The organism is Bacteroides sp. AF25-38AC (assembly GCF_003602995.1).
GTDB classification, from domain to species: Bacteria; Bacteroidota; Bacteroidia; order Bacteroidales; family Bacteroidaceae; genus Bacteroides; species Bacteroides uniformis.
The window spans coordinates 76,079-87,607 of record NZ_QTMD01000012.1 but is presented as its reverse complement, the minus strand read 5'-3'; the positions used below and the strand labels follow the sequence as shown (position 1 = coordinate 87,607).

Here is an 11,529-nt window from a genome sequence, read left to right as displayed (position 1 = left end):
ACTGACAATACTTTCTTTTGTCCTTTTAAAGGGGGAAGATGATTACTTTTCTGTATCCATCTCTCCGGTGAACGAGATGGACTGTTTGTTCATGGGTTGCACATGGATACTGGTAGAACCATCGGGAAAGATGGTGAGGCGGTACTCATAATTGTCTTCATCACTACGGGTCTTGAAGTCTATTTGGATTTTGCCTTTTTTGAGTGCTCTGGTTGTGTATCCGGTGATGGATGCATTGAAATTCAGGCTCTTGCCTCCTCCATACGGAGCATTGTAGGCCACTCCAAAGTAAGGCAGGTAAGAGAAAACGGAGTCGTTTCTGATTTCCAGTGTGTAGTTGGTGGTCAAGTTACGGCTACCGCCTCTCATCGGTTGCATCCGATCTACGTTGATTTTGTATTGTTTAGCAGCAATAGCTTCTTTTACAGCACGTTCAGTGCGCTCTTTCTTTTCGTTACGGTTTTGGGCGGTTGTCGGCATTGCGACAGTCAGGCAGATTAGCCCTAATAGGATAAGTTTGTTAGTCTTCATGATTCTATAATGTTTAGGTTTTTATTTCCAGTCCGTAGGCGCGGCCACGATCTGTTGTTATTCTGAGGTTGCTGTTATCCTCGACAATGGGCTTCAGACGCCGTATCAATGTGTAAAGCGTTTCGTCTGCATTGTCTTTTCCCGGCCATAGCGATTGGCAGATGTCGGATTTGAAAAGTAGGTGTGAGGAAGAAAGGTAGAACATCTCCATCAGTGTGTACTGCATGGGGGTGAGTTTTAGCTTTTCCTGCTGTTCGTTATAGAAGCAGGCTTCCTGGAGGGAAAGCGAAAGGTTGCCGAAGGTAATGAAGTTTTCTTGTTGCTGCCCGTTACTGGCATTAGTCTTTGTGCGCCGACGGAAATAGAAAAAGGTGAATCCTCCCCACAGCAGGGCGGCCAATAGCAATGTTGCCGGAATTGTCTGCTTGGATAAGCTGAACAGCATGGTAGCTGAGCAACGGGCATATCCCCGGAAGGAAAGTGTCAGTCCAGATGCATCGGCTGTGGTGGAGAGCCATACCAATGTGTCGCTGGCAAGACATCCGGCAGGAATCTCATTGAATACGGTGGCGGGAGAGTTCTTTTTCAGTATATGCAGCGAAAGGGTAGAGACATCTTTCAATCCGGTGATGGACAATGCTTCGGTAAAGGCTCTGTGGGAACCGTTTACAGAAACGGGGGCACCTATCACTTCTTGTAGTTTGGCATAAGTCTGGATTGTGTCCGCATTCAACCATAATCCCTTGTTCTGCAATACTGTGCGTTGCAGTGCCTGGTTCAGGTCAGAGACCACACGTTGTTCTGCCTGCGAATAGCTGCGATAACCGAAGCCGAATGATAGCAGTATCAATAGAAAAGTGATTGCTATCGAAAGATTTGCTGCTGATACTTTTCTTTTCATGGATACAAAATTAGGTATAAATCGGATTATAAACAAAAAAGGAAGTTTCCTTTTGGAAAACTTCCTTTTTTAATGGTTTTGCCGCAAGTAGATTACTTACGCAAGCCGAGTTCTTTGACGATAGCACGATATCTGGTGATGTCGCGGTCCTTCAGATAAGTCAGCAACGCACGGCGTTTACCTACCAACATAGTCAAAGCTCTTTCTGTACTATAATCCTTTCTGTTGAGCTTAAGGTGCTCAGTCAGACGAGCAATACGGTAGGAAAACAAAGCTATCTGAGCCTCAGCTGAGCCAGTATCAGTGTTAGACTTTCCGTATTTGCCGAAGATTTCTTGCTTTTTAGCAGCGTCTAAATACATAATGTTTAATTAAAAGTTATTATAAATATTCCCTTTCGGGGCTGCAAAGATAGGGATAAACTTTTATATCACAATGATATTCAGCAAAAAAATCATATCTATACTGCATATCTAATCCAAAATCACTAACTTTGTCGCTTGAAAATAATAGGTATTATATGCAAAAGATTAGAAACATTGCAATTATTGCCCATGTGGACCATGGGAAAACGACGCTCGTTGACAAGATGCTTTTGGCCGGAAACCTTTTCCGCAGCAACCAGAGCACAGGTGAATTAATGTTGGATAACAATGACCTGGAGCGTGAACGAGGTATAACGATTCTCTCAAAGAACGTTTCTATCAACTACAAAGACACCAAGATTAACATTATTGATACTCCGGGACACAGTGACTTCGGAGGTGAAGTGGAACGTGTATTGAATATGGCGGATGGATGCATTCTGCTTGTGGATGCTTTCGAAGGTCCTATGCCGCAGACACGGTTTGTATTGCAGAAAGCTCTGCAGATTGGTCTGAAACCTATCGTTGTTGTGAATAAGGTGGATAAGCCAAATTGCCGTCCCGAAGAAGTGTACGAGATGGTGTTCGACTTGATGTTCAGCCTGAATGCAACCGAGGACCAGCTGGATTTCCCCGTTATCTACGGTTCTGCCAAGAATAATTGGATGAGTACCGACTGGCAGCAGCCGACTGATAACATTTATCCGCTTCTGGACTGTATCTTGGAGAATATTCCTGCCCCCGAACAGTTGGAGGGTACACCGCAAATGCTGGTTACTTCGCTGGATTATTCTTCGTATACCGGGCGTATTGCTGTGGGCCGCGTACACCGTGGCATATTGAAAGAAGGCATGAATGTGTCTTTGGCAAAGCGTGACGGGAGTATCGTGAAATCAAAAATCAAGGAATTGCATACATTCGAAGGTATGGGCCGTGTAAAGGTGCAGGAAGTGTCTTCCGGTGACATCTGTGCGTTGGTAGGTATCGAAGGATTCGAAATCGGAGATACGGTCTGCGATTACGAAAATCCGGAAGCGTTGCCGCCTATTGCCATTGATGAACCTACGATGAGTATGCTCTTCACCATTAATGACTCTCCGTTCTTCGGTAAGGAAGGTAAGTTTGTTACTTCCCGCCACATCCACGACCGTTTGATGAAGGAGTTGGATAAGAATCTTGCACTTCGCGTGCGCAAGAGCGAGGAAGACGGCAAGTGGATTGTTTCCGGCCGTGGCGTGCTTCATCTTTCCGTACTGATTGAGACCATGCGTCGTGAAGGGTATGAGTTGCAGGTAGGGCAACCGCAGGTAATCTTCAAGGAGATTGACGGCGTGAAATGCGAACCTATTGAAGAGCTTACCATCAATGTTCCCGAAGAATATGCCAGCAAGATGATTGATATGGTGACCCGTCGTAAAGGTGAAATGGTGAAGATGGAAAGTGCCGGCGAACGTGTAAATCTTGAGTTCGACATGCCGTCGCGCGGTATCATCGGTCTGCGTACCAATGTGTTGACCGCTTCTGCCGGCGAGGCTATCATGGCACACCGTTTTAAGGAATATCAACCGTATAAGGGTGAGATTGAACGGCGTACCAACGGTTCTATGATTGCCATGGAGTCCGGTACGGCTTTTGCCTATGCCATTGACAAGTTGCAGGACCGCGGCAAATTCTTCATTTTCCCGCAGGAAGAGGTTTATGCAGGCCAAGTAGTGGGCGAGCATTCCCATGACAACGACTTGGTGATTAATGTAACGAAGTCCAAGAAGCTTACCAATATGCGTGCCAGTGGTTCGGATGACAAGGCACGTCTGATTCCTCCCGTACAGTTCTCTCTTGAGGAGGCACTGGAGTACATCAAGGAGGATGAATATGTGGAAGTTACTCCTAAATCAATGCGTATGCGTAAGGTTATCCTCGATGAGCTTGAGCGTAAACGCGCAAACAAGAACTGATAAACAGAAGAGTTTTAGTTGTTATATATGAAAGGAGTGCCCTGCCGAAAGGTGAGGCACTCCTTTTTATTGTCGTCATTCAAACGAAAGTCAATCGATGAATTTTACCTTTGCCGCATTACGGGGTTTGGCAGCGGGCGTTTCGTCCGGATAGCCGAAAGCGATACAGTAAAGTAGCTGATAGCCTTCCGGAATATCCAGTTTCTTCAGGTATTCGGCAGCAGCCGGAGTAGAGGTCATGAAGCGCGTGGGACCGCCCAAGCAGCAAGAACCGATTCCCATGGACCAGGCTGATAGAATCATATTCTCACCCAACAGTCCACAGTCAATCTGTGAAAGGTCATAAGACGGGTCATTGGCAATAAATACTACTGTAGAAGCGTTGCGGAACATGTTCTTGAATTTCGGGTCTTCGGCGGCTTTGGGATTTTCCTTCTTGTAGATTTCCGTAATTCCGTTGATGAAATCCGGGTTATCCACTACACGCACTTCCCACGATTGCTTGTTCTGTCCGTTGGGTGCATTGATACCGCAATCCAGGATAATCTGCATGGTGTCGCGATTCACGGCTTGCGGTTTGTACTGGCGGATGCTGCGGCGTGACATGATGGTTTCAATCACCGTATTCTCTTTGCTTTCATTTGCATTGGCAACTTGGGTCTCTTTCTGGACCTGGGCACCGCAACTGCAGAGCAGCAACAAACTTGCGCCTGCCAACATCAATCTGATACTTTTCATATTGCTTTATTTGAATAATGGTTTCTGCAAAACTACTAAAACTTTCGGATTATCAATGAGATAGAGATATTAAAAAAGAAAAAAGGCATCTCCCGGAGGAGATACCTTTTCCATATGTTTCTAACTTTATTGTCAGATTAGAGCTTCGGACCAGCAGCAACCAAAGCCTTACCAGCTTCGTTGCCAGTGAACTTAGCGAAGTTCTTGATGAAGCGGCCAGCCAGGTCTTTTGCTTTTTCTTCCCATTGGCAAGCGCATTCGTAAGTATCGCGAGGATCAAGAATCTTCGGATCTACATTAGGCAATTCAGTAGGAACCACGAAGTCGAAGAAAGGAATAACCTTCGTCGGAGCCTTGTCGATAGAACCGTCGAGGATAGCGTCGATGATACCACGAGTATCTTTGATAGAGATACGTTTGCCGCTACCGTTCCAACCAGTGTTAACCAAGTATGCCTTAGCACCAACCTTGTTCATCTTCTTAACCAATTCTTCTGCATATTTAGTAGGATGCAGGCTCAGGAAAGCAGCACCGAAGCAAGCAGAGAATGTCGGAGTCGGTTCAGTGATACCACGTTCTGTACCAGCCAACTTAGCAGTAAAGCCAGACAAGAAGTAGTACTGAGCTTGTTCAGGGTTCAAGATAGATACCGGAGGTAATACACCGAATGCGTCAGCAGACAAGAAGATTACCTGGTGAGCGTGAGGACCCTTAGAAACCGGTTTAACAATGTTATTGATGTGGTAGATAGGATAAGAAACACGAGTGTTTTCTGTTACGCTCTTGTCAGCGAAGTCAATCTTACCGTCAGCAGCTACTGTAACATTCTCCAACAGAGCGTCACGCTTGATGGCAGCGTAGATATCGGGTTCGCTTTCTTTATCCAAGTTAATAACCTTAGCGTAGCAACCACCTTCGTAGTTGAATACACCTTCGTCATCCCATCCGTGTTCATCGTCACCGATCAACAGACGTTTCGGGTCAGTTGACAAGGTAGTCTTACCAGTACCGGACAGACCGAAGAAGATAGCAGAGTCAGTACCTTCCATGTTAGTGTTGGCAGAGCAGTGCATAGAAGCGATACCACGCAACGGGTTCTTGTAGTTCATGATAGAGAACATACCCTTCTTCATTTCACCACCGTACCAAGTGTTCAAGATAACCTGTTCGTTGGTCTTCAAGTTGAATACAGTAGCTGTTTCAGAGTTCAGACCCAGTTCCTTGTAGTTGTCAACTTTTGCCTTAGAAGCGTTGAATGATACGAAATCGGGTTCTCCGTAGTTAGCCAGTTCTTCAGCAGTCGGGCGGATGAACATGTTAGTTACGAAGTGAGCCTGCCATGCCACTTCCATGATGAAACGTACTTTCATACGAGTAGCGGGGTTGGCGCCACAGAAAGTATCAACAACGAACAGACGCTTGCCGCTCAATTCCTTTACAGCCTTAGCCTTTAGGTCAGCCCAAGCTTCTTCAGAGCAAGGTTTGTTGTCGTTTTTGTATTCTTCAGAAGTCCACCATACAGAATCCTTGCTGGCTTCATTCATTACGAAGAATTTATCTTTAGGAGAACGACCGGTATAGATACCTGTCATTACATTTACAGCACCCAGTTCAGTTACCTGACCTTTTTCAAAACCTTCCAAACCTGGTTTGGTTTCTTCTGCGAACAGTACATCGTAAGACGGGTTGTGGATAATTTCCTTCACGTCTTGGATACCGTACTTGCTTAAATCTAAATTTGCCATTTCTTTTAATGATTTAAAATGTTGGTATTTGGTTTATAATCTCTTTCCTTAATCTCTTTTACCTTTGATTTACAAGGAAAAACGGGTGTAGAAAAGCTCTTTTTTTCCTGCTTTTCAGCAGGTCCCTTGTTTTTCGCCTACAAAAGTAATACTTTCTTTTTAAAGAAAAGCTCTATTAGAGAAATTTTTCTCTAATAGGAAATCTTTTATAAAACCATAACAATATCTGCTAACTGAATGTTGCAAATTGGGTGAAATTCGTTTACTTTGCACATCAAAACATTCTATAATTATGAAGGTTATCAACTTTGCCGAGACAAATTCTGTCTTGAACCAATACGTGGCAGAAATTCGTGATGTAGCAGTCCAGGGCGACCGTATGCGTTTCCGCCGTAATATTGAACGCATTGGAGAGATAATGGCGTATGAAATGAGTAAGAAACTGACGTATTCTGTCAAGCAGGTACAGACTCCCTTGGGAGTGGCGTCGGTCAGCACACCCGATGACGAGGTGGTGATTGCCACTGTTTTCCGTGCTGGGCTGCCCTTGCATACTGGGTTTTTGAATATGTTCGACCATGCCGGGAATGCTTTTGTTTCCGCTTACCGTTATTATAAGGATAAGGAATGCCGCACGGTGGATGTACACATCGAATACATCGCTACTCCGGATTTGTCCAAGAAGACATTATTGATTGTAGACCCGATGCTTGCCACGGGAGAAAGTATGGAATTGGCCTGGAAGGCCTTCATTACGAAGGGGATGCCAGCCAAGTTGCAGATAGCTTGTGTCATAGCCAGCCAGCAGGGCGTAGAGCATCTGGAAAAGCTGTTCCCTGGAGATGAAGTGACCTTGTGGTGTGCAGCAATCGACCCGGAGATGAACGAGCATTCCTATATCGTTCCCGGGCTGGGAGATGCCGGAGATTTGGCGTTCGGTGACAAGATATAAGGTTCATATATCTTTTCCATCAGCCTTTTCCCAAGTGCGGGCCTATAATGACCCGGTTCATAATAATTGTGGATGTCTTCCGTGTATTCGTTGATACCGGTGAAATCAAATACATTCCGTTTTCCGAAGAAGCGCTTCAGTGTCTTTACGTCGGCAGGGCTTATGTTGACCTGCAGGTAGTCGGGACTGATAATGATTTTCACATCGGTATCATGCTTCCGGCAAATCCACTTTATTTCCTGCAACAAGCTGACTTGTTTTTCCCTGAGCACTTGGGGGGCTTCCCGGTATTTCCCGTCTCTATAATTCTTCATTTTCTCTTTGGTGAATTCTCCTTTCCGGTTTTCCCAGTACTTATCTCCCTCTTCCTTTATCATTTCCTCCCTGGGATTCAGCACATCATTGGTTACCGGGTTTCGGGTGGAGCCATAGGGATTTATCACCCCTTTCATGTAAGGGCGATAGGTGTGGAACAGCTTGTAGTCCAGATAGGGGAGGAGAAAGTTCGGGTAGAAGAAGGCTTGGCAGAATTCCTTCTGGAACTTGAAGTTGCTTATTCCCGATATGGCGGGCGGCAGAATGTTGGAATGTCCGGTCAGGCAGCGGTCGTTGTGCAATGATTCCTTGTCGATAATCAGCAGCAGGTTCTTGATTGTTGCACCTGCCTTGTCCAGTGCCTTCAGCTTCAGGCAGACGGCGGCAAGGCTTTCGGCATTTCCGAATAACCGTACGGCTCTTCCACCGTGGAGGTATTTTTCCCATTCATGGCATTGATAAGCCATAGTGCAGGAGTTTCCCATGATATAGGAGTCGATGGGGATAGTATCCCGGTTGTTCAGATACATCTGCCACCCCACGTGCCCTTCGTTTAGTACAACCGGGGTTTGGTCGTATCGTTCATAGTTCTTCAGGACCATGAAAGGGTCGTCCAGGAAATAGACTGCCAGTAGGGCTATAAAAGGGATAAAAAGGATAAATAGCTTTTTCATGAAACGTATGGCTGCGTTCCGTTCGCTGTTTTTCTTCATCATGTGTCTTTATTGTCAAAATTGTAAATATATGAAGCTGTCCGAGTTGAACTGTCCCAGTGTGAAGAGTATTATGGCGAGCAGATAATAGATACTCCATCTTACGGCTGCCGGCTGTCGTCCGAAGGCTTCCAGCAAATCATGCTTGGACATGAAATATTCGTAAACCAATATCAGTACGAGTGCGCTTCCTGCCACAATGCTGTTGTGGTCCGGCATTCCGATGTTCATTTCCTTCCAGCTGTAATGCACATCGAAGGAGAGGTGGCTGATGTAGTGGAACGCTTCGGCCATGGAGCCCGCTCGGAAGAATATCAGAGAGACGGCAAAAAGCAGGTAGGTCCTTACGACGGATAGTGTGGCATATAAGCGGCTCCCCAATTGGGCTTTCAGTCTGCGGTGAAATGTCGTGGTCTTCATCTCGTAGAAGATGATGACACCTTGAATTAGTCCGTAGACAGCAAAGTTCCATCCGGCACCATGCCAGATACCCAGTCCCGTGAAGGTCAGCGCCAGACTTAGAAATACGCCCCATTGTCCCCATCCACGCAGGCTCGAGGACAACGGGAGGTACAGATAGTCGCGTACCCAGAATGAAAGCGACATGTGCCATCGGCGCCAGAAGTCGGCAGTGGTCTGCGCAATGAACGGCCGGTTGAAGTTTGGGCTGAGCTTGAATCCCAGCATGCGCGCTCCTCCCAATGCGATGTCGGTATATCCGGAGAAGTCGGCATACAGCTCTATCGGATATAGGAGGCATGCCATCAGCAATTGCACGCCTGAGGCTGTGTATACCGACCCGAAGACACCGTCTATGTATGGGGCGATGGAGTCGGCCAGTATCAGTTTCTTTATCAGTCCCACGACAATCAGTCTCATTCCGTAGACCATGGATGCATAGTCCGTAGCTTTGCAGGACTTCAGTTGGGGGAGCATGTCACCTGCCCTTTCTATGGGACCGGAAAGGAACTTCATGAAGAAGAGCATGTATATCATGAAGTCGGGCAGGCTCTTTTCCGGTTCTTCTTCTTGCCAATAGATTTCTGTCAGGTACGAAATGGCCTGGAAAGTATAGAAAGAGATTCCCAGCGGAAAAAGGATGTGGCAGTCTGTAAGCCGGTCGGCATACCGGAATGCCAACCAGCTCACGACCAGAAAACACACACCTGAAAAATAAGTTCCCTTCATGCTGCTTTCCCGCTTGGTCTGTCCTATCCATTTGCCAAGGTAGAAGGTGGTAAGCGTGAGGATGAGGGCCGTTATCAGAAAAGTGAGGTGGTAGAAGCCTATGAAGAGGCAGCTGGCTGTCAGTAAGGTCGCTTTTCTGAATCGTGAAGGAAGCGTATGGTATAGAATGAAAGTACACGCAAACAGTACGACGAAGTTCAGGGATATGAATGACATTTCCTAGTTGGTTTTGGTTAAAATGGCATGGCAGATGTCTCCCACGTTTTTGAGTTTTACAATATCTCTGAAGGTGAAGCGTACATTGAATTTCTTCTCTATCTTGTTTATCAGTTGCATGTTGGTCAGTGAATCCCATCCTTCCACATCCTGGGCGGTGGTCTCATTGTCAAGTACAATGTTCTCTCTTTTCAGTACCTCCCGAAAGATGAGGCTCATTTCATTCAAAATAGTCTGTGTATCCATTGTCAAGTTTAAATTAGTTCTTGTATTTTCTTTCTGTCTGTTTTGCTACTGGTGTTCAGCGGAAACTGTTCCAGGCAATGCATATGCTTGGGAATCATGTAGTAGGGAAGCCTGCTATACAGATATTCCTCCATCTGCTGTTTGTCGAGCTGTTTCTTCTCTACGACGAGATGTAGTTCGCACTGATTGCCGTTGTCGTATTTGGGAATGACGACTACACGGCATTCACCGTTGAAAAAGTTTTTTGCCACATGTTCAATCTCGCTCAGCTCGATGCGAAATCCTTGTATCTTTATCTGTGAGTCTTTTCGTCCGCAATAGATGATGTCACCGTCGGCATCCATCCGGCAGAGGTCTCCCGTCTTGTAGTATACTTTTCCATTGGCGGTCTCTACGAGGCATTCCCCGTTTTTTTCGGGAGCATTCCAGTATCCACCCATCACTTGATTGCCGCTAATCCATAGTTCGCCGGTTTCTCCGGTAGGCAGCGGGCGACCGTCGTTATCCATAATTAGGGCATCGATGCCTTCGAAAGGCCTTCCGATAGCGGTCATGCCGTTGTGATGCTTGCAGGAGGTGACGGGTATCCGGTAGGCAGTGCAGTAGATGGTTCCCTCTGTCGGTCCGTATAGGTTTATGAAAGAGGCATTGGGGACACATTTTCTGAAAGCATCCAACAGCTCCGCGTCAGAAGCCTCGGCAGTAACCACTAGATATCTAAGTGCGGGGAGGTGTATCTCCGGAAAATAGGGACGTAGCAGCTGGAGCAGTGAAGGGGCCACGGCAGCGAAGGTCAGGTCGTATTTTTCCAGAGTTTCAATTACGTTGATGTATTTCACGCCTTCCGGAGAAACGGTGTATATGCAAGCACCCAGCGTCAGCGGATATAGAAAGGATACGATGGAAACGTCAAAAGTGAGTTCGAACATCTGCAGCATCCGGTCGTTCTCGTCCAGTTGCCAGCCGAGGCGGTGGTAGGCGGTATAGAAAGCATTCAGGTTACGGCGGGAGATGGGTACTCCTTTGGGTTCGCCCGTGCTTCCGGAGGTAAAGATGATGTAGGCATTTTCCTCTTCTGCCGTATGGAGGATGTCTTCTGCGGCATGGAACGTGGCGGAGTTCTCTGCCTGCTCTATTTCGGAGGTACATATCAGTTCCAGATTCCGGGTGTCGAGGTTCAAGACATGGATATTCTCGGTATGCAGCACGAGGCGAATGCCTGCCGAGTCGGCAATTCTGTCGTTCCTATGTTTGGGGTAGGAAGGATGCAGGATGACGTATGTCTTTCCGCAAATCAGTGCAGATAGTATGGATGCGTATGTTTCCAGTCTGTTTTCTGCGACGATGCCGATAATTTTGTCTTCTCTGTCCTTGAATAGGGAGGATATTTTCTGTACGCAAGTTGCCAGCTCTCCATAAGTGCAGGCCGTGTCTTCGATGACGAATGCCGGTCGGTCGGCATATTTGCCGAAGGCTTTCATGATGTCGCCAATCAAGTCATTTGGATACTTTTTCATTTAGTCCGTTATGTTATAGTTCAGTTTTTGCGGAAGCGATGTTTGTCCGTCGTTCATTAAAGACAGTGGTTTCCCGCAATCTCCCTACCGGGAAATCCTTAAGATTTCTAAAAAAGGAGGGATACTGTTCGGAATAAAAGAAACAGA

At 46.4% G+C, this 11,529-nt stretch carries 11 protein-coding genes; 2 read left to right on the top strand and 9 right to left on the bottom strand.

Annotated features, from left to right (window positions below; genetic code table 11):
* Positions 1-42: 42 nt before the first annotated feature.
* The 3 genes from DWY55_RS10155 to rpsO all read right to left on the bottom strand — a co-directional run bounded on the left by DWY55_RS10155 (position 43) and on the right by rpsO (position 1,794).
* Positions 43-531 carry a DUF4251 domain-containing protein gene (locus DWY55_RS10155; protein ID WP_005830743.1) on the bottom strand — a complete coding sequence of 163 codons (489 nt, stop codon included), beginning with the start codon at positions 529-531 and terminating at the stop codon, positions 43-45.
* A gap of 13 nt (positions 532-544) precedes the next feature.
* The gene (locus tag DWY55_RS10150; RefSeq protein WP_005830741.1) at positions 545-1,432 is read right to left on the bottom strand and encodes a helix-turn-helix domain-containing protein; all 888 of its coding nucleotides are present in this window, start codon (positions 1,430-1,432) and stop codon (positions 545-547) included.
* A 92-nt stretch (positions 1,433-1,524) separates the two neighbouring features.
* Positions 1,525-1,794: a 30S ribosomal protein S15 gene (gene rpsO, locus DWY55_RS10145; protein WP_005830737.1), complete on the bottom strand. Its 270-nt coding sequence runs from the start codon at positions 1,792-1,794 to the stop codon at positions 1,525-1,527.
* A 158-nt stretch (positions 1,795-1,952) separates the two neighbouring features.
* Between rpsO and typA the strand changes: the two genes are divergently transcribed.
* Positions 1,953-3,752 carry a translational GTPase TypA gene (gene typA / locus DWY55_RS10140; RefSeq protein WP_005830735.1) on the top strand — a complete coding sequence of 600 codons (1,800 nt, stop codon included), beginning with the start codon at positions 1,953-1,955 and terminating at the stop codon, positions 3,750-3,752.
* Positions 3,753-3,842: 90 nt separating this feature from the next.
* Here typA and DWY55_RS10135 read toward each other — a convergent pair whose 3' ends face one another.
* A complete protein-coding gene (locus tag DWY55_RS10135; RefSeq protein WP_005830732.1) occupies positions 3,843-4,490 on the bottom strand; it encodes a nitroreductase family protein in 648 nt (215 codons plus the stop codon).
* A gap of 137 nt (positions 4,491-4,627) precedes the next feature.
* A complete protein-coding gene (gene pckA, locus DWY55_RS10130; RefSeq protein WP_005830728.1) occupies positions 4,628-6,235 on the bottom strand; it encodes a phosphoenolpyruvate carboxykinase (ATP) in 1,608 nt (535 codons plus the stop codon).
* A 292-nt stretch (positions 6,236-6,527) separates the two neighbouring features.
* Between pckA and upp the strand changes: the two genes are divergently transcribed.
* A complete protein-coding gene (upp, locus tag DWY55_RS10125) occupies positions 6,528-7,187 on the top strand; it encodes a uracil phosphoribosyltransferase (RefSeq protein ID WP_117878829.1) in 660 nt (219 codons plus the stop codon).
* On the opposite strand, the gene DWY55_RS10120 is transcribed toward upp, so the two are convergent.
* The 4 genes from DWY55_RS10120 to DWY55_RS10105 are packed head-to-tail and all read right to left on the bottom strand — an operon-like array spanning position 7,130 to position 11,382.
* Positions 7,130-8,218 carry a hypothetical protein gene (locus DWY55_RS10120; protein ID WP_034529249.1) on the bottom strand — a complete coding sequence of 363 codons (1,089 nt, stop codon included), beginning with the start codon at positions 8,216-8,218 and terminating at the stop codon, positions 7,130-7,132. The two genes, upp and DWY55_RS10120, sit on opposite strands and share 58 nt — an antisense overlap.
* Positions 8,219-8,230: 12 nt before the next feature.
* Positions 8,231-9,619, bottom strand: a complete 1,389-nt coding sequence (locus tag DWY55_RS10115) for an MBOAT family O-acyltransferase (protein ID WP_055288298.1) — start codon at positions 9,617-9,619, stop codon at positions 8,231-8,233.
* 3 nt (positions 9,620-9,622) lie between these two features.
* Positions 9,623-9,865, bottom strand: a complete 243-nt coding sequence (locus DWY55_RS10110; RefSeq protein WP_005830717.1) for an acyl carrier protein — start codon at positions 9,863-9,865, stop codon at positions 9,623-9,625.
* An 8-nt stretch (positions 9,866-9,873) separates the two neighbouring features.
* Positions 9,874-11,382, bottom strand: a complete 1,509-nt coding sequence (locus DWY55_RS10105; protein ID WP_008662567.1) for an amino acid adenylation domain-containing protein — start codon at positions 11,380-11,382, stop codon at positions 9,874-9,876.
* Between the last annotated feature and the right edge of the window lie 147 nt (positions 11,383-11,529).